At 70.0% G+C, this 20,553-nt stretch carries 20 protein-coding genes; 9 read left to right on the top strand and 11 right to left on the bottom strand.

The genetic code is table 11. The features are described from left to right. Nucleotides 1–120 precede the first annotated feature (120 nt). The 4 genes from MOQ72_RS09035 (at nucleotide 121) to MOQ72_RS09020 (ending at nucleotide 4,456) form a co-directional block, all read left to right on the top strand. Nucleotides 121–1,314 carry a Glu/Leu/Phe/Val family dehydrogenase gene (locus MOQ72_RS09035; RefSeq protein ID WP_242181890.1) on the top strand — a complete coding sequence of 398 codons (1,194 nt, stop codon included), beginning with the start codon at nucleotides 121–123 and terminating at the stop codon, nucleotides 1,312–1,314. A gap of 264 nt (nucleotides 1,315–1,578) precedes the next feature. Further along, nucleotides 1,579–1,782 (top strand): cold-shock protein, encoded by a 204-nt coding sequence (locus tag MOQ72_RS09030; RefSeq protein ID WP_242181888.1) that lies wholly within the window; start codon nucleotides 1,579–1,581, stop codon nucleotides 1,780–1,782. Nucleotides 1,783–1,974: 192 nt separating this feature from the next. Continuing rightward, nucleotides 1,975–2,916, top strand: coding sequence for an NAD-dependent epimerase/dehydratase family protein (locus tag MOQ72_RS09025; RefSeq protein ID WP_242181886.1), 942 nt, complete (start codon nucleotides 1,975–1,977; stop codon nucleotides 2,914–2,916). 148 nt (nucleotides 2,917–3,064) lie between these two features. After that, on the top strand, nucleotides 3,065–4,456 hold the full coding sequence (locus tag MOQ72_RS09020) for an FAD-binding oxidoreductase (protein ID WP_242181883.1): 1,392 nt from the start codon (nucleotides 3,065–3,067) through the stop codon (nucleotides 4,454–4,456). Nucleotides 4,457–4,502: 46 nt separating this feature from the next. On the opposite strand, the gene MOQ72_RS09015 is transcribed toward MOQ72_RS09020, so the two are convergent. The 6 genes from MOQ72_RS09015 to MOQ72_RS08990 all read right to left on the bottom strand — a co-directional run bounded on the left by MOQ72_RS09015 (nucleotide 4,503) and on the right by MOQ72_RS08990 (nucleotide 9,118). After that, entirely contained in the window at nucleotides 4,503–4,673 is a 171-nt protein-coding gene (locus MOQ72_RS09015; RefSeq protein ID WP_242181881.1) for an Rv3202a family protein, read from the bottom strand. Between the two features lie 68 nt (nucleotides 4,674–4,741). Beyond that, the gene (locus MOQ72_RS09010; protein ID WP_242181879.1) at nucleotides 4,742–5,686 is read right to left on the bottom strand and encodes an ADP-ribosylglycohydrolase family protein; all 945 of its coding nucleotides are present in this window, start codon (nucleotides 5,684–5,686) and stop codon (nucleotides 4,742–4,744) included. Nucleotides 5,687–5,850: 164 nt separating this feature from the next. Next, nucleotides 5,851–6,291 carry a thioesterase family protein gene (locus tag MOQ72_RS09005; protein ID WP_242181877.1) on the bottom strand — a complete coding sequence of 147 codons (441 nt, stop codon included), beginning with the start codon at nucleotides 6,289–6,291 and terminating at the stop codon, nucleotides 5,851–5,853. Continuing rightward, entirely contained in the window at nucleotides 6,288–7,250 is a 963-nt protein-coding gene (locus MOQ72_RS09000; protein ID WP_242181875.1) for a 3-hydroxyacyl-CoA dehydrogenase NAD-binding domain-containing protein, read from the bottom strand. The genes MOQ72_RS09005 and MOQ72_RS09000 overlap by 4 nt, the downstream gene beginning before the upstream one ends. 46 nt (nucleotides 7,251–7,296) lie before the next feature. Further along, nucleotides 7,297–8,184 carry a beta-keto acid cleavage family enzyme gene (locus tag MOQ72_RS08995; RefSeq protein WP_242181873.1) on the bottom strand — a complete coding sequence of 296 codons (888 nt, stop codon included), beginning with the start codon at nucleotides 8,182–8,184 and terminating at the stop codon, nucleotides 7,297–7,299. A 73-nt stretch (nucleotides 8,185–8,257) separates the two neighbouring features. Then, nucleotides 8,258–9,118 (bottom strand): TetR/AcrR family transcriptional regulator, encoded by an 861-nt coding sequence (locus MOQ72_RS08990; RefSeq protein ID WP_242181871.1) that lies wholly within the window; start codon nucleotides 9,116–9,118, stop codon nucleotides 8,258–8,260. A gap of 243 nt (nucleotides 9,119–9,361) precedes the next feature. Between MOQ72_RS08990 and MOQ72_RS08985 the strand changes: the two genes are divergently transcribed. Beyond that, nucleotides 9,362–10,810 (top strand): MFS transporter, encoded by a 1,449-nt coding sequence (locus tag MOQ72_RS08985; RefSeq protein WP_242181869.1) that lies wholly within the window; start codon nucleotides 9,362–9,364, stop codon nucleotides 10,808–10,810. A 19-nt stretch (nucleotides 10,811–10,829) separates the two neighbouring features. Here the strand turns inward: MOQ72_RS08985 and MOQ72_RS08980 are convergent, their stop codons facing one another. Further along, entirely contained in the window at nucleotides 10,830–11,018 is a 189-nt protein-coding gene (locus MOQ72_RS08980; protein WP_242181867.1) for a DUF397 domain-containing protein, read from the bottom strand. A gap of 95 nt (nucleotides 11,019–11,113) precedes the next feature. On the opposite strand from MOQ72_RS08980, the gene MOQ72_RS08975 reads away from it, so the two are divergent. Next, a complete protein-coding gene (locus tag MOQ72_RS08975) occupies nucleotides 11,114–11,326 on the top strand; it encodes a hypothetical protein (RefSeq protein ID WP_242181865.1) in 213 nt (70 codons plus the stop codon). Nucleotides 11,327–11,388: 62 nt separating this feature from the next. Here the strand turns inward: MOQ72_RS08975 and MOQ72_RS08970 are convergent, their stop codons facing one another. The 3 genes from MOQ72_RS08970 to MOQ72_RS08960 all read right to left on the bottom strand — a co-directional run bounded on the left by MOQ72_RS08970 (nucleotide 11,389) and on the right by MOQ72_RS08960 (nucleotide 14,408). Beyond that, nucleotides 11,389–12,837 (bottom strand): amino acid permease, encoded by a 1,449-nt coding sequence (locus MOQ72_RS08970; protein WP_277953793.1) that lies wholly within the window; start codon nucleotides 12,835–12,837, stop codon nucleotides 11,389–11,391. 168 nt (nucleotides 12,838–13,005) lie between these two features. Continuing rightward, nucleotides 13,006–13,500, bottom strand: coding sequence for a VTT domain-containing protein (locus MOQ72_RS08965; RefSeq protein ID WP_242181860.1), 495 nt, complete (start codon nucleotides 13,498–13,500; stop codon nucleotides 13,006–13,008). Nucleotides 13,501–13,682: 182 nt separating this feature from the next. Beyond that, on the bottom strand, nucleotides 13,683–14,408 hold the full coding sequence (locus MOQ72_RS08960) for a FadR/GntR family transcriptional regulator (protein ID WP_242181858.1): 726 nt from the start codon (nucleotides 14,406–14,408) through the stop codon (nucleotides 13,683–13,685). Nucleotides 14,409–14,612: 204 nt separating this feature from the next. On the opposite strand from MOQ72_RS08960, the gene MOQ72_RS08955 reads away from it, so the two are divergent. The 3 genes from MOQ72_RS08955 to dhbC all read left to right on the top strand — a co-directional run bounded on the left by MOQ72_RS08955 (nucleotide 14,613) and on the right by dhbC (nucleotide 18,797). Next, on the top strand, nucleotides 14,613–16,061 hold the full coding sequence (locus MOQ72_RS08955; RefSeq protein WP_242182081.1) for an acyl-CoA synthetase: 1,449 nt from the start codon (nucleotides 14,613–14,615) through the stop codon (nucleotides 16,059–16,061). Then, nucleotides 16,054–17,391: a carboxyl transferase domain-containing protein gene (locus MOQ72_RS08950; RefSeq protein WP_242181856.1), complete on the top strand. Its 1,338-nt coding sequence runs from the start codon at nucleotides 16,054–16,056 to the stop codon at nucleotides 17,389–17,391. The genes MOQ72_RS08955 and MOQ72_RS08950 overlap by 8 nt, the downstream gene beginning before the upstream one ends. A gap of 161 nt (nucleotides 17,392–17,552) precedes the next feature. Further along, on the top strand, nucleotides 17,553–18,797 hold the full coding sequence (gene dhbC, locus MOQ72_RS08945) for an isochorismate synthase DhbC (protein ID WP_242181854.1): 1,245 nt from the start codon (nucleotides 17,553–17,555) through the stop codon (nucleotides 18,795–18,797). Between the two features lie 89 nt (nucleotides 18,798–18,886). On the opposite strand, the gene MOQ72_RS08940 is transcribed toward dhbC, so the two are convergent. Next, nucleotides 18,887–20,476, bottom strand: coding sequence for a beta-N-acetylhexosaminidase (locus MOQ72_RS08940; protein WP_242181852.1), 1,590 nt, complete (start codon nucleotides 20,474–20,476; stop codon nucleotides 18,887–18,889). Between the last annotated feature and the right edge of the window lie 77 nt (nucleotides 20,477–20,553).

Here is a 20,553-nt window from a genome sequence, read left to right as displayed (position 1 = left end):
CTCGCTCTGGCTGCGACATCACTGAGTCGACATCACTGAGTCGCCGAACCATTGATCACTGGTGAACTCCGGGCCCGTGCGCCCGGTGTCAGGTACGCGTTCTGGAAGGAGGTCTGGCCCGTGGCGCTCGTCGACCGCGACCCGCTGATGAGGGTGATCTGGACGGATTCGGTGACCGGCCGCACCGGTTACCTGGTCGTGCACAGCCTGGTGTCCGGGCTCGCCACCGGCGGAACCCGGATGCGTGCCGGTTGCACGCTGTCGGAAGTGACGGAACTGGCCCGCGGCATGGCCCGCAAGACCGCTGTGTTCGATCTGCCGGTCGGCGGCGCGAAGGGCGGCATCGACTGCGATCCGAAGGATCCGGACGCCAGCGGCGTGCTGCGCCGCTTCGTGCAGGCGATGCGGCCGTGGCTGGACGCGCACTGGGTGACGGCTGAGGACCTCGGGGTGCCGCAGCACCTGATCGACGAGGTGTTCGCCGAACTCGGCCTGCACCAGTCCTACCACGCCGCGATCCGCCGGGCGCCGGACCCGGAGCGCACGCTGCGCCGCGTCCGCGCTGGGCTCAACGCCCCGGTGCCAGGCGGCCTGCTGCTCGGCGACGTGGTCGGCGGATACGGCGTCGCGCAGAGCTGCCTGGGTGTCGTGCACGCTCGGGGTTGGCCGCCGGAGGCGACCACGGTCGCCGTGCAGGGCGTCGGCACGATGGGCGGCGGCGCGGCCTACTACCTCCACGAGGCGGGGCTGAAAGTGGTCGCGCTGGCCGATGCGGCGGGCACCCTGTGGCACCCGGACGGGCTGGACGTTCCGGCGTTGTTGGAGACCCGCGACCGCTTCGGCGAGATCGACCGCGCGCAGGTGCCCGCGGAGGTGCGGCAGTTGCCGCGCGAGGCGGTCCTGGGCGCCGAGGTGGACGTGCTGATCCCGGCCGCGGTGTCGTACGCCATCGGCGCACCGCAGGTCCCGGCGGTCGCCGCGAAGGTGATCATCGAGGCGGCCAACACGCCGGTCACCGCCGACGCCGAGGAAATGCTGGCGACGCGCGGCATCCCGGTGATCCCGGACTTCGTGGCCAACGCCGGAGCGGCGGCCTGGGCCTGGTGGCTGCTGCTCGGCAGGGTCGACGCCGACCCGGTGCGCTCGTTCCAGGTGTTGCGGGAGGAGATGCTGGCCAAGATCCCGCCGCTGCTGGCGGCGTGGGACGCCGAGGGCTGCACGCCGAGGGCCGCGGCGCTGCGGCTCGCCGAGCACCGCAGCGAGCAGAACCGCGCCGCCGAAGCCAGCGGTGAAGGGCTGCTCAGCATCCCGTGAAGCGGCTCGTCGATCCACTGTGGCGGTTGGTCGGACACCGTGCTGACATGCGGCGATCGATGTGTGACAACCCGCAGTCGGAGTGCTAGCGTTGCATCGGTTGCAGTTTTGGTCCCAGCAGTACTGGAAAGTGCCTGCCAGAACGCAGGCACTTTTTTTGTGCCGTGGTGCTCCGGCTCCGCGTTGGTACGAGGGGTGATCAGCTCGGCGACCGAGGGTCTGCGCAGTGTTGACCCTGGCCAGCAGAATCAGGAGAAACAGGGAATGGCTACCGGTACGGTCAAGTGGTTCAACGCGGAGAAGGGGTACGGGTTCATCACCCCCGACGGCGGTGGCGCTGACGTCTTCGCCCACTACTCCGCGATCGACTCCTCCGGTTTCCGCACGCTGGAGGAGAACCAGCGGGTGGAGTTCGAGATCGCCCAGGGCCCGAAGGGTCCGCAGGCCGCGGGCATCCGCACCATCTGATCCAAAGGTCGTGCCTGTCAGGCATGACGAAAGCATCGGGGTGAGCTCTGATGCCGCTCCGGTGGGCGGCAGATCGGGCCGTCTGCGGTGCCGGTCTGCCGCCGAGGAGGGCCACCGTTTCACCCGTTTCGGGGTATGTCGCCAGGGTAGGCTTCGGGCTCGCTGACTTTTGAAACCCGGTGCGAGGTCGAAGTGCCCCTGCGTGTGGTTGTCGCCGGTGCTACCGGCGTGGTCGGGAGAACACTGCTGCCGCTGCTGCGAGAACGCGGTCATCACGTGACCGCACTTGTCCGGAGCGCGGATCGGCTGGACGGCACGGTACCGGTCGATGATATCGCCGTGGCGGACCTGCTGGACCCGGCGGGGTTGCACCGCGAGTTGCGCCGCGTCGGTCCGGACGTGGTGATCGATCAGACCTCCGGCTTCGGGAAAGCTGACCAGGACGAGCGCCTGCGCCGCACCGCGGAGTTGCGTGCCCGCGGTGCCGCGAACCTCGTGGACGCCGCTGTGCTGGTGGGCGCGCGGCGCATCATCGGGCAGAGCATGACCGCCGCCTACCGTCCGCACGGGCACGACGTGCTGGACGAAGATTCTCCACTGTGGACGGACGCGCCGGGCTGCTGGGGCGCCGTGGTCCGGGCCTTGGCGGCGATGGAGGAAGCGGTGCTCACCTGCCCGGAGATCGAGGGCGTGGCGCTGCGCTACGGCGCGCTGTACGGCCCCAGCACCCATTACGCGCCGGGTGGGGTGATCCACGAGCGGGTCCGCGGCAGCGCGCTGCCGCTGGTCCACGACGGGGTCGGCCTGACGTCGTTCACCCATGTCGACGACGCCGCCGGGGCAGTGCTGGAACTGCTCACCGGCGGCGAGCCGGGCACCTACAACGTGGTCGACAACGAGCCAGCCGAGACAGCCGAATGGCTGCCCGCCTACGCGCGGATGGCCGGTGGCCCGGCCCCGGTGTCGCTGACCATGGACCAGGCCAAGGCGCAGTTGGACTGGCTGACCGTGCACCAGTTGACCGAACAGCGCGGCGCGACGAACTTCCGGCTGCGCGAAACACTGGGTTGGCGGCCGATGTGGCCGAGTTGGCGCGAGGGGTTCGCCGCGCTGTTCGGCCTGTGGCCGGGCTGAGGTTCGGCTCACCATGATCGTTCCAGGGTTCGCGTGACCGCTGCGCCAACCTGGTCTTCGACATCGGGGGGCTGGGAGATCAGGGGTGGCACGGGTTAGGTTCGCGAGGTACGACCATGCCCACCGAGGTTGGAGAAGAGCGCGACCGATGACCGCCACTGACGTGCACCCGCTGCGGGAGCTGTTGCCGGAAGGCAGCGTGTTCGACGACGTCGACGTGCTGGAGGCCCACCGCCGGGACCGGGCCACCTTCTGCCCGGCCGGGAAGCCTGCGGCGCTGGTCCGCGCCCGGTCCACCGCGGACGTCGCGACGACCCTGGAGTGGGCGCACGAGAACCGGGTTCCGGTGGTGCCGCAGGGAGCCCGCTCCGGGTTGTCCGGGGCGGCCAACGCGATCGACGGCTGCATCCTGCTGTCGATGGAGAAGATGAACCGCATCCTCGACATCGACGTCGACGAGCAGATCGCGGTCGTGCAGCCCGGCGTGGTCAACGGCGTGCTCGCGACGAAGGTCGGCGAGCACGGGCTGTTCTACCCACCCGACCCCGGCTCGCGCAGCATCTCGACGATCGGCGGCAACGTGGCCACCAACGCGGGCGGCATGTGCTGCGTGAAGTACGGCGTCACCGGCGACTTCGTGCGCGGTCTGGAGGTGGTGCTCGCCGACGGCCGGGTGATGCGCACCGGGCGTCGCACCGCCAAGGGTGTGGCTGGCTACGACCTCACGCGGTTGATCGTCGGCTCTGAAGGCACCCTCGGGGTGGTCACCGAGATCACCGTCGCGCTGCGACCGGCCACGGCGCAGCCGCTGACCGCCGTCGCGTTCTTCCCGGCGGTCGTCGACGCGGCCCGCACCGTGGCCGGGTACCTGGGGGAGGGACACCGGCCGTCGGTGCTGGAGTTCATGGACCAGCCGACCGTCAACGCGGTCCAGCGGATCGCCGACCTCGGCTTCCCCGAGGGCATGTCAGGCATGCTGCTCGTGCAGTCCGACCGCGGCGAATCGGCGCCGGGCGACCTGGCGGCCTTCGAGCGGGTGGCCCGGTCCTTCGGCGCCTCCGAGGTGGTGGTCGCCGACGACCCGGCCGAAGGCGAGTTGCTGATGCAGGCCCGGCGACTGGTCGGCGACGCGCACGAAAACCTCGGCGTATCGCTGCTGGTCGACGACGTGTGCGTGCCGCGACGGCATCTGGTGGACCTGGTCGAAGGGCTCGGCCGGATCGCCGAGCAGCACGGCGTGCAGGTGCTGTGCGCCGGGCACGCGGGGGACGGCAACATGCATCCGGTGGTGGCCTTCGATGCCAGCGACGCGGACGAAACGGCCCGCGCGCAGCGGGCGTTCGACGCGATCATGGCGCTCGGCCTGGAACTGGGCGGCACCATCACCGGCGAACACGGCGTCGGCCACCTCAAACGGCAGTGGCTGGGCAAGGAACTCGACGAAGCGGGCCTGTGGACCCAGCACGCGATCAAGAACGCCCTGGATCCGCACAACATCCTGAATCCCGGCCGAGTCCTCCCCGAGCGAGACGGCGTCTGAGGTTCCGCCACCGGCCCGCCACGCAAAACGAGCCGACCACAGTTTTTTAGTCGTAGTCGTAGGAGTCGTCTACTGGGACGGGGCGGTGTTGGTCGGCGAGGTCGGCCGGGTCGGCGTCGAGCGGCACCTCGACCGGCTCCGGCTCTTCCTCGTCGAGCACTTCCTCGGCCTGGCGGGCCTGCTCGGCGGCGTCGGCTTCCGGGGTTTCGGCGTTCATCTGTCCTCCAGTCGGTAGCTGGGCGGAGCAACCGCGAGGGTAACGAGCCCGGCCTCGTGGCGCGCGGCTCACGGCGACAAGCTGGCCAGCCGGTCGCCCAAGTCGTGCAGCCGGGTGAGCCCTTCGACGCGGCGCAGCCACGACTGCGGCCAACCGGCGGCGCCGCGCAGCGCTCCGGCCAGCGCCGCCGCCATGCTTGCGATGGTGTCCGTGTCGCCACCGGCCCGGATGCACTGCCGCACGACGTCGACCGGGTGCTCGGCGTGGGCGAGGAAGGCCCACAGCGCCAGCGGCACCGAATGCGTCGCCCGCACGTCGTTGCCCAGTGCTTCGGCGGCGCGGTGCGGGTCTCGGTGCCCGAGTTGCGCGGCCACGGCCTGCAGCCGCCGCACCCACTCCGGTTCGTGGATGGTGTGGGCCAGCCGGGACAGGAACGACTCGGCGTCGAGCGGCCCGCAGGTGTGCAGCGCCAGGTAGACACTGCACGCCTGCACGGCGGCGCCCTCCTGGCCATCCGGGTGCGCGTGAGTCACCGACGCGGTGCGGCGACCCAGTTCGGCGGCGTGGTGGGCGCTTTGCGCGGCCAGTGCCACCGGCGCGCAACGCATCGCCCCGCCGTTGCCGAAGGAGCCCTGCCCGCGGAACAGCGAAACAGCCGCGTCCCGCCACGGCATCCCCGAGTCGAGCTCTTCGAACAGGCAGGCTGCTGAGGTGGCGAACCCGCGCCACGGCTCGCGGTTCCAGGCGCACGTCAGCGCGGCGGCCAGTTCTCCCTCGTCGAGCAGGTGCCCGCCGAGGCGGGCCCGCTCCAGCAGGTGTTCGGCGACGGCGATGGTCAGCGCGGTGTCATCGGTGTAGCGCAATTGGTGCTGGGAGCGCTCGAACTCCCGGAGGGCCAGCTCGCTGACCGATGGTCTGCCTTCGAACTCGGCACCCATCGCGTCGCCGAGCCCGACTCCCGTGAACAACCCGCGGGCGCGATCGTGCGCTGGCGGGGAACCGGTGGAGTTCACCCGCGACCTCCCGAGGACACCGGTGGTTGAGCTCCACGGTACGCCCGCGGCACGCGGATGGAGCCGATCGACTTCGGTCCACCGGTGACCACAACCGGACAACCTCAGCCCCGCAGTCGCTTTCGAACCGGGCGGTTGGTCGACCGGACCGGCAGGTCGTGAGATCAGCCGATGGCGCTGCCCGCGTACTCCGGCGGCGGCTCGACCAGTGCGGCGAAGCGGTCGGCTACCACGTCCGGGAACGGCGTGGTGCTGCCCTGGGCGCCGTCGACGTGGAGCGCCATGATCTCCTCGGTCGCCACCAGCGCATCTGCCACGGTCATCTCGTGGCAGATGCGCACCTTCTTCGCGCCAGCACCCACCACGCGACTGGTCACCACCAGCTCCGCGTCGGGTTTGACCTCCCGCAGGTAGCGCACGTGGGCCTCCACTGTGTACAGCGAGCATCCGGTGGCGGTGCGGTAGCCCGCGTCGAGGCCAACTTGATCCATCACCGCGTCAGTGGCGAAACCGAACACGAGCACGTAGTAAGCCTCGCTGAGGTGACCGTTGTAGTCGATCCACTCCGCACGGACCCGTTGCCGGAACTCCCGCAGCCCAGTCACGACTTGCCCTTGCGCACGCCGTCGATCGCGCGCATCACCGCGATCACCGCGCGGTCGCGCTCGGCCACCAGCTCGGCGATGCTGCGGCCGTTCGCGGCCTGTTCGCAGCCTTCGATCATGGCGTCGCGCAGCTCGTCGGTGAGCTCCGGGGCCTCCAACCGCGTCCACGGAGACTTCAGCGACGGGCCGAAGTGGTCCAGCATGTGCGCCATGCCGCCCTCACCACCGGCGAGGTGGAAGGTCAGGCACGGCCCGAGCAGCGGCCAGCGCAGGCCAGGACCATCGGTGATCGATGCGTCGATCTGCGCTGGCGTGGCCTCGCCGTTGGCCACCATGTGCAGCGCCTCGCGCCAGATCGCCTCCTGCAGCCGGTTGGCGATGAAACCCGGCACCTCGCGGTCCATGGTGATCACCGATTTGCCCGCGACTTCGAAGAACTCCGCGGCCCACTCGACCGCCCACCGCTCGGTCCGCTCGCCGCCGACCACCTCGACCAGCGGGATGAGGTAAGGCGGGTTGAACGGGTGCCCCACCACGAGCCGCTGCGGCGTCGCGCACTCCACCTGCATCTCGGTCATGCCGTAGCCCGAAGTGGACGACGACACCACCACGCCCGCCGGTGTCGCGGCGTCGATGCGGGCCAGCAGATCCCGCTTGAGCACCAGGTCTTCCGGCGCGCTCTCCTGCACGAACTCGGCAGCGGCGACCGCGTCCTCCAGCGTCGCGCCGATGTCGAGGTTGTCGCGGGAGGCGCCATCGGCCAGCCCGAGTTCGGTGAGGGCGGGCCATGCCGCGTCGACCAGCCGGGCCAGCTTGGTCTCGAAGTCCGGCGCCGGGTCCCACGCGGTCACCTGGTAACCGCGGGCGAGGAAGTGCGCGACCCAACCGCCACCGATGACACCGGCACCGACGCAGGCCACCCGCCGAACGGCGGTCGGGGACGGGGTGTTCTCGCTCAACTCAAGGATTCCCTTCGGGTCAACGCATGTTCAACACGAACCGGGTTCAACGCCGGGTCTTGAGCCCGAGTTGTTCGCGGGCTTCGTCCGGGGTGGCGACCTTGCCGCCCATCGACTCCACGATCGTCACCGCGCGCTCGACGAGCTGGCCGTTGGTGGCCTTGACCCCCTTGCTCAGGTAGAGGTTGTCCTCCAGGCCGACGCGGACGTGACCGCCCAGCGCCGCGGTCAGGCCGACCCAGCGCAGCTGGTCGCGGCCGATGGCGAAGCTGGCCCAGTTCGCGCCGTCGGGCAGCATGTGCACCATCGCTTGCAGCAGACCGGGATTCGGCGGCGCGCCCCACGGAATACCGCTGCACAGCTGGAACAGCGGTGGGGCGTCGATCAGCCCCTCCTCGATCAGCTTGGTGGCGAACCACAGGTTGCCGGTGTCGAAGATCTCCAGCTCCGGCTTGACGCCCAGCTCCTGGATCCGCTTGGCCCCGGCGCGCAGCATGTCCGGGGTGGAGATGTAGAGCTGGCTGCCCTCGCCGAAGTTCAGCGAACCGCAGTCCAGCGTGCAGATGTCCGGCAGCAGCTCCTCGACGTGCGGCAGCCGGTCCAGGCCGTTGACCAGGTCGGTGCCGTCCACCGGCTTGAGCGGGTCCTCCTGGTCGATGACCAGGTCACCGCCCATCCCGGCGGTCAGGTTGATGACCACGTCGATGCCGGTCTCCTTGATCCGCTCCACCACCTCGCGGTACAGCGACACCTCGCGGGAGCCCTGACCGGTATCCACGTTGCGGACGTGGATGTGCACCACGGCCGCACCGGCCTCGGCGGCCTGCACCGCGGATTCGGCGATCTGCGCCGGGGTGACCGGGACGAACTCGCTCTTGCCGGTGGTGTCACCGGCGCCGGTGAGCGCGGCGGTGATGATCACTGGGTTGTTCATCGGGCTCTCCCTTCGTGGGGACGACTTTTCGGCCCGGTGCGCGCCACCGCGCCCAGGTGTTTGTTGTCGGCGGTCAGTGCCGGACGATCTCGCGGTCCACGAACTCGCGCAGCACGCGCCGCATCCGCGCCACCGATCGGCCGGGCCGCCCGGCGAGCACCTGGATGCCCAGGCCGTCGATCAGCGCGGTCAGCGTCACGGTGAGCTCCTCGGCGTCGGTGTCGGTGAACGCGCCCTGCTGCTGGCCCTGCCGGATGGTGCGGGCGATGGTGTCGTGCCAGCGGGCGTAGGAATCGCTGTGCAGGACCTGCAGATCCGGGTTGAGCGCGCTCTCGTTCCACACCTGCAACCAGATCGACCACTCCAGGCGCAGCAGTCCCGGCGTGGGCAGTTGGAGTTCGACCAGCCGCAGCAGGCGCTCGTGGGCGTCCTCGATGCTGTGCAGTTCGGCGACCTGCCGGTCGAAGGCCAGCCGCACCGAGTACCGCAGGGTTTCGGTGAGCAGGTCGTCGCGGCCGGGGAAGTAGTAGTGGATCGTCGCCGCGCTGGTGCCGCAGACCTCGGCGACGTCGGCGATCCGCACCGAGTGGTAGCCGCGCTCGGCGACCAGTTTCCAGGCGGCATCGAGGATCTGCTGGTAGCGGCCTGCTTCGCGGGCATCGCCGGGGCCGCGCCCGGACCGCGCGCTGCGCTGCGGTGCGGCGGCCACCGTCTCGATGTCGTCGCCGCCGTTGATCAGCCAGTTCACCGTGACGTTGGTGAGTTCGGCGATCCGGGTGAGTTCGATCGGGGTGAACCGCCTGGTCCCGGTCAGCGATTTGGACAGCTTGGTCGGGTCCAGCCCGATCAGGTCGGCGAAGGCGCGCTGGCTGCCCGGGTACTTGCGCAACACGTCGCGCACCCGCTGACGCACCGCCGCCGTGGTGTCCTGCACGGGACGGAACGCTAACAGTCCGTTGCGAGAATCGCAACGATCACGGCTTGTTGCGATTCCACGAGTCCCTTCCAACTGACAGTGTCTCGTGGAATATGCCTAGACAGCAAGGTGAATTCGAGGCGCGTCGGGCGATTGGGTCGGAGTCGACTGCGATTGATAAGTCAGTCGGTCGCAATACTGGACAGTCGATGTGGCGCAGCGGATAGTGCGAGCCTAGAACGAACGTGCTGAGCTGAACCGGTGAATCAGACCGAGCCAGCAGCGCGGTCCGCGGCAGAGCAGGAGAGCGCCCGGCGCTGGCGGGTGTTGACCGTCTGCCTGGTCGCCGGGTTCATGACCCTGCTCGACGTGAGCATCGTCAACGTCGCGCTGCCGTCGATCCAGCAGGGCCTGGACGCGCCAGCGGCGGCGCTGTCGTGGGTGGTCTCCGGCTACGCGCTGACCTTCGGCCTGGTGCTGGTACCCGCCGGTCGGCTCGGCGATGATCGCGGCCGCAGCCGGATGTTCCTGCTGGCGCTGCTGGCCTTCACGCTGGCCAGCGCGCTGGCCGGGTTCGCGATGACCCCGCTGTGGCTGGTCGTGGCGCGGCTGCTGCAAGGCGTGGCCGGAGGTCTGCTCAACCCGCAGGTGCTGGGGCTGATGCAACAGCTGTTCCACGGCTCCGAGCGAGGCAGGGCGTTCGGCCTCTTCGGCGCGGTGGTGGGCATCTCCACCGCGATCGGCCCGCTGCTCGGCGGCCTGATCATCCAGCTCGCCGGACAGGAGCACGGCTGGCGCTGGGTGTTCTTCGTGAACCTGCCCATCGGCGTCGCGGCGGTGCTCTACGGACTGCGGGTGTTACCACGCGACAGAGTTCGTGACAAGGCCACCAGTCTTGATCTCGTGGGCGTGCTGCTGCTCGGCGGCGGACTGCTGTGCCTGTTGCTGCCGCTGATCGAGCAGGAGGGCGGCCAGGGCACCCCGTGGTACCTGCTGATCATCGCGGTGGTGCTGCTGGTGCTGTTCGTGGTCTGGGAGTACTGGTACCGCGCCCAGGGCCACGCCCCGCTGGTGAACCTGCGGCTGCTGAAGATCCGCAGCTACTCGTTCGGCGCGACCCTGGGCCTGCTGTACTTCGCCGGGTTCACCAGCATCTTCTTCGTGCTGGCGGTGTACTTGCAGCGCGGTCTGGGGTATTCGGCGCTGGCGGCGGGGCTGGCGTTGACGCCGTTCGCGGTCGGCTCGGCGGTGGCGTCGGCCCTCGGCGGGCGGATTGTGCACCGGATGGGCCGCCGGTTGGTGATCATCGGGTTGGCCGCGGCACTGCTCGGGTTGCTGGCCACCGACCTGCTGCTGGCCACGCATCCCGGCCCGGACGCGGGGCTGGTGATCGCGTTGCCGCTGCTGATCGCCGGGATCGGCAGCGGTCTGGTGATCTCGCCGAACCAGACGGTGACCCTCAGCGAGATCGACAGCGCGCACGGCGGCACGGCGGCTGGGGTCCAGCAGACCGGCCAGCGGATCGGCTCCGCGCTGGGCACGGCGGCGGCGTCGGGACTGTTCTTCGGCACGCTGGCCACCGGAGGTTTCGACGAGGCGATCTCCAACGGCCTGATCGTCTCGGTCGGCTTCGTCGCGGCAGCGCTCGTCGTCGCCGTCGGAGAAGTCCTGCTGGTCAGGCGTGCGGTGCCCGCCGCCGGCGATATGTGATTCCGCTGGGCTGCGAACGTCATGCTTTCAAGGAGGTCAGGAAGGAGTTCCAAGCGGTGGAGTGGAAGCTCAGCAAGCCGTCGTCGGGTGCCTTGGAGTCCCGTACCCAGACGGAATTGTCGAGCATCCGGACCTCGACGCAGTTGTCGCTTGCTGCGGTGCTCCGTGAGCTCTTGAACCACCCGGTGTCCCGCGCAAGCCCCGGCATGATCAGTCATCCTTCCTGATCCGGTGACCGTCGCGCTTAGGGGTGGTCTGGTTCCGCGCAGTCACCCTAGTCGTCCATTGAGGAAGGTCGGGAGCATGGCCTTGTTTCAGTACTCCGGGATATCCGTGGAGTCGTGCGTCGAGATGGAGGACGAGGCTCCGATGCGCTACGAGATCGATCGGCTCAACGGCCTCGTCGTCCTCCACTGTGGACAGCACGGCGAGTACATCCTCACGATCGGCCGCGAAAACCTAGCCGCCCTCGTAGCGCTCGGCACCGAGGCGATCCAGCAACTCGCCACCACCTGAACCGCGCAGCCCGAACGGAGTGAGGGGCACCCGTGACCAAGTAACTGGGTCACGGGTGCCCCTCACTCCTCGCTCGAAGAGGTGGTGTCGGCGGTCGGGTTGGCGAGCCTCGCGTGGCGGCGGCCGTAGAGGAAGTAGATCGCCAGGCCCACGACCAACCACGCCGCGAAGCGCAGCCAGGTGATGATGTCCAGGTTGGACATCAGGTAGAGGCAGGACAGCGCCGTGATGATCGGTAGCACCGGGGACAGCGGCATCTTGAACGGTCGGTCCAGGTCCGGTTTGGTGCGGCGCAGCACCGGCACCGCGATGGCGACGATGACGAAGCCGGACAGCGCCCCGATGCTGACCATGTCGGCCAGTTCGGAGATCGGGATGAACCCGGCCAGCAGCATGATCACCACCGCGCCGCCGATGGTCATCCGGTGCGGCGTGCCCCACTTCGGGTGCACCTGGGAGAGCTTGGGCGGCAGCAGGCCGTCCCGGCTCATCGCGAACCCGATCCGGCCGATGGTGACCAGCTCGACCATCATCACCGAGGTCAGCCCGGTCACCGCACCGAGCGCGATCAGCGCTGCCACCCACGGCTGCCCGACGGACTGGAACGCCGCCGCCAGCGGGGCGCCCTCGTCGATCTGCCGGTAGTCGACCATCGCGCTGAGCACGGCCGCGACCGCGACGTACAGCAGGGTGCACACGATCAGGCTGCCGAGCAGCCCGACCGGCAGGTCGCGCTTGGGACGCTTGGTCTCCTCGCCGAGGTTGGCCAGCGCCTCGAAGCCCGTGTAGGCGAAGAACACGATCGCCGCCGCGGTGAACATGCCGCCGATGCCGTACACCGACTGCTCCATGCCCAGCGCCGCCTGCACCAGTGGCTGCTCCAGCACGTTCGCGGTCGCCGGGGCGGGCTGCGCGGGCGGGATGAACGGGTCGAGGTTGGCGCCGTTGACGAAGAACAGACCGGCGACGATCACCAGCACGCACACCGCGACCTTGACCACGACCAGCGCGTTGGTCACCCAGGACGACTCGCGGATACCGACCACCGCGATGATGGTGAGCACCGCGATGATCAGGATCGCGCCGACGTTGACCGCCGCGTCCTCGCCGAACCACGCCTCCGGCAGCCCGAGCAGGTTCGCGACGTAGCCCGACCAGCTGCGCGAGACCACCGCGGCGCCGAGCGCGAACTCCAGCAGCAGGTCCCAACCGATGATCCAGGCGAAGATCTCGCCCAGCGTCGCGTACCCGTAGGTGTAGGCGCTGCCCGCGGTCGGCACCGCCGAGGCGAGCTCCGCGTAGCACAGCGCGGCCAGCGCCGCGACGATGCCGCCGACGACGAACGACAGCACGACCGCGGGACCGGCGTGCTCCTTGGCTTCGATCCCGGCCAGCGTGAACACGCCGGTGCCGATGATGATGCCGATACCGAAGCCGACCAGGTCCCGTCCGGTGAGCCGACGGATCAGTCCGCTGCGCGCGCCGCGGGTCAGCACGTCCTCGACAGGCATCGTTCGCAATACACTCACGGACTCGCACCGTAGAAGACGTACCGCCGGAGTCCTAATCGGCCTCGCGGTGTGTGATCGTTTCGGTACGTTCGCACCCCGGTGCGTGGTCGGGCGCCACCGGTGTGCGCGGTCGTGAGTGCGTGGCCGGGTTGGAGCCCGGTTGAGCACTCACGACCCGAGCGCGGCGGGGAGCCAGTGCAGCAGTTCAGGAGCACCGGCGACGATCAGGAAGTGCAGTCCGCGCCCGACGAGGCTGGCGGCCAGGAAGCCCAGCAGCGGGATGCCCGCCGCGCCGGAGAGGAAGCACATCAGGCTGTAGGGCGGAATGCCGGGCACGGCGGTCAGGCACAGCACGCCGAGGCCCCACCACGGGCGTTCCTCGGTCCGCCGGTGGAACTTCTCGAACCAGGCGGCCCACCTGCCCCGCCGCTTGGCCTCGATCCGCTTGCGCAGCCGTTCCCCGAGCGCGAAGCCGCCTTTCCCCGCGAAGTAGAACAGGGTCTTACCGGCCACCTGGCCCAACGCGGCGGCCAACCCGACCGCCCACCAACTGATCCCGTCCACAGTTGACACGATGCCCAGCAGGTACAGCTCGATGTTGACCAGCGGGAAGATGCTGCCGAGCGCGGCGGTGCCCGCGGTGGCCAGCAACCACCCGATCACCGGAGCGCCCGCACGACGGCACGTCCGCGCGGCGAACTCGGGTGGTCGATCACGTCACATGCTCCACAGCTGCTGAAACAGGGCCGACCGAGCCTACCGAGCCCCCACCGCCAACACCCGTCCGGGCACATTTTTCGAGGTGAAGGGCACCTTTGACCGGCTTACTCGGTCAAAGGTGCCCTTCACTCGTCGCTTGATCGGGTGGGTTCGGCGTCGGGGTCCCAGGACAGCAGTCGGACTCGGCTGACGGTCCGCAGGTGCCGGCGCATCGCGGTGACCGCCGCGCGCGGGTTGCCCGCCCGGATCGCCTCGGCGATGCGTTCGTGCTGGGCCAGCGACTTTCCTGGCCGGTCCGGCTGGCGCAGCGACTCCTGGCGGCTCTCGGCGATCTCCGCGGCGATGGTGCGCATGAATTCGGCCAGCAGCGGGTTGTGCGCGGCCGCGGTGATCGCGGCGTGGAACCGCCGGTCGCCCTCGCTGCCGAGTTCACCGTCGGCGATCTCGCGGCGCATGTCCGCCAACGCCGCATCGACCTCGGCGAGGTCGGCCTCGGTGCGGCGCTGCGCGGCCAGTTCGGCGAGCTTGGTCTCCAACGCCTCCCGCGCCTCCAGCACGTCCGGCAGGCGTCGCTTGCGCGCCACCAGTTCATCGACCGGCTCGACGTCCAGCGACGCGCGGCGCAGGTAGGTGCCGCCGCCATGCCGGACCTCGACGAGACCCTGCACCTCAAGCACCACGATCGCCTGCTTCACCGACGCGCGGCTCACACCGAGCCGCTCGGCGAGCTCCCGCTCCGGTGGCAGCCGGTCGCCGACGCGCAGTCCGGAATCCGCCACGTGCTCGCGCAACCGCTGCACGACCTGCTCGTACAGCCGAGGGCGGGCGAGTGGGCGCAGGGCTTCGGACACCGGGTTCCTCCAGACCGGAAATCGCGTGGTGGCCAGGCTAACACCGGCCCGATGGCTGAGTGGATGAGCCAATTCCGGCACATTCCCTTGACGTGGCCACGATGCCGGAGCAAAAGTGGTCGAGCCAGTGGACCACTGCCGGACTCGGGCCTCGCCGGGCACCGGAGGTCCGCGGGCGTGACATTGCAGAGCGTGGAGGTGGTCATGGCCAGCGCGGCGCAGGTGCTGTTCCCCAAATTGCGGAAGCCCGACGACAAGGAGGCGCTGCGCTTCGGTGCGCGCACGCTGGACTACCGGGAGCTCGCGGCGGTGGCCGCCGGGATCGCCGAGCGCGTCGCCATGGCGAAGCGGATCGCGGTGTGGGCGACCGCGACGCCGGAAACCTGCGCGGCCGTCATCGGCGGGCTGAGCGCGGGCATCGCGGTGGTCCCGATCAATCCGAAGGTGGGGGAGCGGGAACTGGCGCACATCCTCAGCGACAGCGCGCCCGAGCTCCTGCTGGCGCCGCCCGGTTTCCAGCCGCCGGAAGGGCTCGGCGACGTGCCGGTGGAGGAGGTGGATCTGAGCGTCCGGGGCGGCGAACTGCCGCCGGAGGCCGCCGAGGAGGACCCGGCGCTGATCGTCTACACCTCGGGCACCACCGGGCCGCCGAAGGGCGTGGTGCTGCCGCGCCGCGCGGTCCGCGCCAACCTCGACGCGCTGGCCGAGGCGTGGGAGTGGACCGAACGCGACGTCCTGGTGCACGCCCTGCCGCTGTTCCACGTGCACGGCCTGATCCTCGGCACGCTCGGTCCGGTAAGGCTGGGCGGCACGGTGCACCACCTGGGCAAGTTCTCCTCCGCGGCGGTGGCCGAGGAGCTCGCCGGGCCCGCGACGATGATGTTCGGCGTGCCGACCATGTACCACCGGCTGGCCGAGGACGCCGAGCGCGATCCGCAGATCGGGCGGGCGGTCGGCAAGGCGCGGCTGCTGGTTTCCGGTTCGGCGGCGCTGCCCGCGGTGGAGCACGAGCGGATCGAGCGGCTGACCGGCCAGCGGGTCGTCGAGCGCTACGGCATGAGCGAGACGATCATGAACACCGGGGTGCGCGCCGACGGCGACCGCCGCCCCGGCTACGTGGGACGCCCGTTCGCCGGGGTGGAGCTCAAGCTGGTCGACGAGCAGGGCGGCGAGATCACCGCCAGCGACGACGAAACCGTCGGCGAGATCCTGGTGCGCGGCTCGAACCTGTTCAGCGGCTACCTCAACCGGCCGGACGCCACCTCGGCGGCGTTCGTGGACGGCTGGTTCCGCACCGGAGACATGGCGACGCGCTCGCCGGACGCCTACATCCGGATCGTCGGCCGCAAGGCCACCGACATCATCAAGAGCGGCGGATACAAGATCGGCGCGGGCGAGATCGAGAACTGCCTGCTGGAGCACCCGGCGGTCGCCGAGGTCGCGGTCACCGGCGAACCAGACGCCGACCTGGGGGAACGCATCGTCGCCTGGATCGTGCGCGCGCCCGGCCAGCAGGTCGCCGAGCAGGAACTGATCGACCACGTGGCCCGGCTGCTCACCCCGCACAAGCGGCCGCGAGTGGTGCGGTACCTGGATGCCTTGCCGCGCAACGAGATGGGCAAGGTGCAGAAGAAGGCGCTGGGGCATGGCTGAGCACACCGCGGCTCGCGTGCTGGTCGAGTCGGTCAGCCAGGGGTTCGAGGAGTTCGAGCCCCCGGCTGACCGGTCGGTCCCGGACGGTCCGTTGGGCTGGCCCGGTTACGACGACCAGCGTGCCCGCGTCACCGCCCGGACCGGCGCGGCGGAATCCGTGCTCTGCGGGCGGGGCTGGGTCGGCTCGCGGCAGGCGGTGTTCATCGCGTTCGAATTCGGCTTCCTCGGTGGCTCGATCGGTACCGCGGCCGGAGCGCGCGTGGTGGCCGCCTTCGAACAGGCCAGGCAACAGCGGCTACCGGTGATCTCGCTGGTGGCCTCCGGCGGCAGCCGGATGCAGGAGGGCATCTGCGCCCTGCGTCAACTGCAGGAGATCTCACGCGCCGCGCTGTTGACCCGCCAGGCCCGGATCCCGCACGTCACGGTGCTGCGCGATCCGACCACCGGTGGCATGTGGGCGGCGCTGGCGGCGGCGGCCGACGTGGTGCTGGCAGCGCCCGGCGCGGCCGTCGCCTTCGGCGGCAGCCGGGTGCGCCGCCCGATCGACACCGGCGAGGCGTTCACCGCCGAGGGCAAACTCGCCGACGGTCAGGTGGACCGGATCGTCGACGACGCCGAACTGCCAGATGTGCTCGCGGATCTGGTGGCGCTGCTGCATCCGCAACGGCTCGTCCGGCCGCCGGAGCCCGCCCCGGTCCCGGCCGCGCTAACCAGCGGTGATCTGCCCGCTACCGGGTGGCACGCGGTGCAGCGGGCCCGCGCGGCGGACCGCCCGCGGGCGCGGGCCTACCTGGACGCCTACTTCACCAACCGGTTCGAGATCAGCGGCGACCGCGCGGGTGGCCGGGACGCCGGGATGATCTGCGGAATCGGTGATCACCGCGGACGCACCATCGCCTTCGCCGCCCAGACCGGAACGGCGAACACCCCGGCCGGATTCCGCACCGCCGCCCGGCTGATCCGGCTCGCCGACCAACTCGGCATCCCGGTGCTGACCCTGGTGGACACACCGGGCGCGGCCAACGACGCGGCGGCCGAGCGCGGCGGCATCGGACCGGCCATCGCGGAGTCGTTCACCGCGGTCGCCGACGCGCGGGTGCCGATCACCACCCTGGTCATCGGCGAGGGCGGCTCGGGCGGTGCGCTGGCGCTGGCCGCCCCGGAGCGGACCTGGATCACCTCGGATGCGTATTTCGCCGTGATAGCACCAGAATCCAGCGCCGCGATCCTCAAGCGCGCCCCGGCGGAGGTGCCGGAACTCGCCGGGCTCCTGCGACTGCGCCCCCAAGACCTGGTCGACCTCGGCTTCGTCCAAGGCATCGCACGCTAGTCCTGCGGTGCGGTGATCGATGCCACCCCGTTCGAGGGGCGATCCGAACGCGTCCGTGTTCTAGACTCGACTCACCCGACAAAGGTTAGGCTTGCCTGGGTTGGCAGAAGGATGCGATGCACGTTGCGCGCCCGACCCGCCGCGAACCTGGAAAGGTTGCCATGACCACCATCGACAGCGAAATCGACAGCATCGGCGTCGTCGCCGACGATGCGGCGACCCGGTTGCTGGCTGCCTACGAGGTGGGGTCGTCGTTCCTCTTCTCCGCGCCGAACGGTGTGCTGCTGGCCCGCGGGGTGGCCGCGACCGTCCCGAAGGTGCAGTGCGCCCGCGAGGAACTGCCCCGACGGGTGGCGGATTTCCTCGCCAGCGCAACGGAATTCGGTCGACGCAATCCGCTGGTCGTGGGCGCCGTGCCCTTCGGTGAGAGCCTGCCCGCGCATTTGGTGCTGCCCGAGGAAGTGGTGCGGGCGACGCCGTTGAACGTCGTGGTGCCGCAGGCGCCGCGCCGTGCGACCCGCGACTGTCACGTCCGCCCGGTGCCCGCGCCCGCCGAGTACGAGCGCAGCGTGAGTCGGGTGCTGCGGCGGGTGACCGATGGCGAGCTGAGCAAGGTGGTCCTAGCGCGCTCGCTGGAGTTGACCACCGCAGCACCGATCGACGTCCGCGACGTGCTGTGCAACCTCGCGCTGGCCGACCCGGCCAGCTGCACCTTCGCGGTGGATCTGCCGCAACGCGGCGAAGACGGCACCCGCGACAGCTTCGGCCCGCAACCGCCGCTGCGGCGCACCTTCCTCGGAGCCAGCCCGGAACTGCTGGTGTCGCGGCACGGCCCGCGGGTTCGGTCCAACCCGATGGCCGGTTCCCGGCCGCGCAGCGCGGACCCGGTCGAAGACCAGCGCCTCGCCACCGAACTGTCCACTTCGGACAAGGATCATCGCGAGCACGCCGCCGTCGTCGACGCGGTGGTGCAGGCACTGCGTCCGTTCTGCCGCAACCTGGACGTGTTCGGGCCGACGGTGGTCAGCACCGCCGCCATGTGGCACCTGGCCACCGAGATCACCGGTGCGCTCCGCGAGCCGGCGACCTCTTCGTTGGAATTGGCCGACGCGCTGCACCCCACCCCGGCGGTGTGCGGCACTCCGCCGCAGCGGGCCCGCGAGGTCATCGCCGAGACCGAGCCGTTCGAGCGCGGCTACTACGCGGGCATGGTGGGCTGGTGCGACGCCGCCGGTGACGGCGAATGGGTGGTCGCGATCCGGTGTGCCGACATCGAGGCCGACGTGCTGCGGTTGTACGCGGGCGCGGGCATCGTCGCGGGCTCGGATCCGGCCGACGAATTGGCCGAGACCTCCGCGAAGTTCCGCACCGCGCTGTCCGCGATGGGCCTGGACCAGGCCGTCTGAAGTCGCGCGCCACCACGGCGGAGTGATGAGTGAAGGGCACCTTTGACCGGAGTATGTCGGTGAAAGGTGCCCTTCACCCGTTCAACAACTCACTTCGCCCAGGGGATTTGGGTGGATGCGTAGAAGTCGATGCCGGAGGCCGTCAGGCGGGGACCGTGAGTGGCCAGGCGTTGGCGGAAGGATTCCCAGTTCTGGGCACCCTTCGGCGACCAGCCGAGTTCGGCGATGGCCGGTAGCCGGGGGAAGGCCATGAACTCGATGTGTTCGGAGTTCTCCAGGGTTTCCGACCACAGCGGGGCTTCCACGCCGAGCACCGATTCCTCCGGCACGCCCTGCAGGTAGCTGCCCGGATCCCAGCCGTAGGCGTCGGCGACCTCGATGAACCCGGCCCACTGCAGGCCCAGCGGGGTGCTCTCGTTGTACTTCATGTCCAAATAGGACTTGTTCGCCGGGGAGGCCAGGATCTTGTTGCCGCGGGCGACCGCGTCGGTGAGCAGCGGGTCGGCGTTCGTGGTGCCCCAGAACTGCACCACCGCGTCGCCCTGCGGCTGTGCTTTGCCGTACTCGTGCCAGCCGACCACGGTCTTGCCGTACTTGCTGACCAGCGGCAGCACCTGCGCGATGAACTTCTTGTAGTCCTCCTCGGGCGTCGAATGCGCCTCGTCGCCACCGATGTGCAGGTACGGGCCGGGGGTCAGCGCCGCGAGTTCGCGGATGACGTCCTCGACGAACCGGTAGGTGATGTCCTTGTCCACGCACAACGAGCTGAACCCGACGTCGATGCCGGTGTACAGCGGCGGCGCGACGCCGTCGCAGTTGAGCTCCGCGTAGGACGCCAGCGCCGCGTTGGTGTGTCCGGGCATGTCGATCTCCGGCACGATCACGATGTGTCGGGACGCGGCGTAGTTGACGATGTCGGTGTAGTCCTGCTGCGTGTAGTAGCCGCCCGGACCGCCACCGACCTCGGTGCTGCCGCCGTACTCGGCCAGCCGCGGCCAGCTGTTGATCTGGATCCGCCAGCCCTGGTCATCGGACAGGTGCAGGTGCAGGCGGTTGATCTTGTAGCGGGCGATCTGGTCGATGTAGCTCTTGACCTGTGCCACGTCGAAGAAGTGCCGCGCCACGTCGAGCATCGCGGCGCGGTGCTCGAACCGCGGCTTGTCGACGATCGAACCGCCGGGCATGGTCCAGGGGCCGGGCTGCGCGGTCGGGCTCTCGATCGCCGCGGGCAGCAGCTGGCGAAGCGTCTGCACGCCGTTGAACAGCCCCTCGGTGCTGGTCGCGTGCACGCTGACGTTGTCGTCGGCCACCTGCAGCCGGTACCCGGCGGGGCCGAGGTCGGGGGCGCCATCGAGTGCTAGTGCGATGTCGCCGGTGCCCAGCGCGCCGCGGTTGACCGGCACCGGGTAACCGGTGGACGGGCGCAGGATCCCGGCCAGGTACTCGCCGACCTCGGCGGCCTCGCCGGTGGCCTGGATCGAGGTCTGCTGGGTCAGTTCGAAGGTGGTCGCCGGGTCCGGCTGCACCGATTCGGGGGCGGGGATGATGTTGTCCATTGCGGAGTTCTCCACGGCTGGTGCGCCACCGGCGGGAACCACGATCCCGGCGGTGAGCAGGGCACCGGCCACGACGGCCAGCGCGGCATTGCGCACCGTCGATCGGGGCGGTCTTGGGGTCATGTGTCTCGCTCCATGATCGGGCAACGGTGCCCCTAAAGGTATAGACCAAACCCAGTGCGGGAAGCCTCCAACTGGAT

It is taken from the genome of Saccharopolyspora soli (assembly GCF_022678645.1).
Taxonomy (GTDB): Bacteria; Actinomycetota; Actinomycetes; order Mycobacteriales; family Pseudonocardiaceae; genus Saccharopolyspora; species Saccharopolyspora soli.
This window is presented reverse-complemented; position numbering and strand designations above follow the sequence as displayed.

Bases quoted from the DNA above. Each gene is read 5' to 3' on its own strand.
- MOQ72_RS09015 (WP_242181881.1), bottom strand. From the start codon at position 4,673: ATGAACGCCGAAACCCCGGAAGCCGACGCCGCCGAGCAGGCCCGCCAG.
- MOQ72_RS08940 (WP_242181852.1), bottom strand. From the start codon at position 20,476: ATGACCCCAAGACCGCCCCGATCGACGGTGCGCAATGCCGCGCTGGCC.
- MOQ72_RS08995 (WP_242181873.1), bottom strand. From the start codon at position 8,184: ATGAACAACCCAGTGATCATCACCGCCGCGCTCACCGGCGCCGGTGAC.
- MOQ72_RS08955 (WP_242182081.1), top strand. From the start codon at position 14,613: ATGGCCAGCGCGGCGCAGGTGCTGTTCCCCAAATTGCGGAAGCCCGAC.
- MOQ72_RS08970 (WP_277953793.1), bottom strand. From the start codon at position 12,837: ATGCCTGTCGAGGACGTGCTGACCCGCGGCGCGCGCAGCGGACTGATC.
- MOQ72_RS09030 (WP_242181888.1), top strand. From the start codon at position 1,579: ATGGCTACCGGTACGGTCAAGTGGTTCAACGCGGAGAAGGGGTACGGG.
- MOQ72_RS08950 (WP_242181856.1), top strand. From the start codon at position 16,054: ATGGCTGAGCACACCGCGGCTCGCGTGCTGGTCGAGTCGGTCAGCCAG.
- MOQ72_RS08980 (WP_242181867.1), bottom strand. From the start codon at position 11,018: ATGCCGGGGCTTGCGCGGGACACCGGGTGGTTCAAGAGCTCACGGAGC.
- dhbC (WP_242181854.1), top strand. From the start codon at position 17,553: ATGACCACCATCGACAGCGAAATCGACAGCATCGGCGTCGTCGCCGAC.
- MOQ72_RS08975 (WP_242181865.1), top strand. From the start codon at position 11,114: ATGGCCTTGTTTCAGTACTCCGGGATATCCGTGGAGTCGTGCGTCGAG.
- MOQ72_RS09020 (WP_242181883.1), top strand. From the start codon at position 3,065: ATGACCGCCACTGACGTGCACCCGCTGCGGGAGCTGTTGCCGGAAGGC.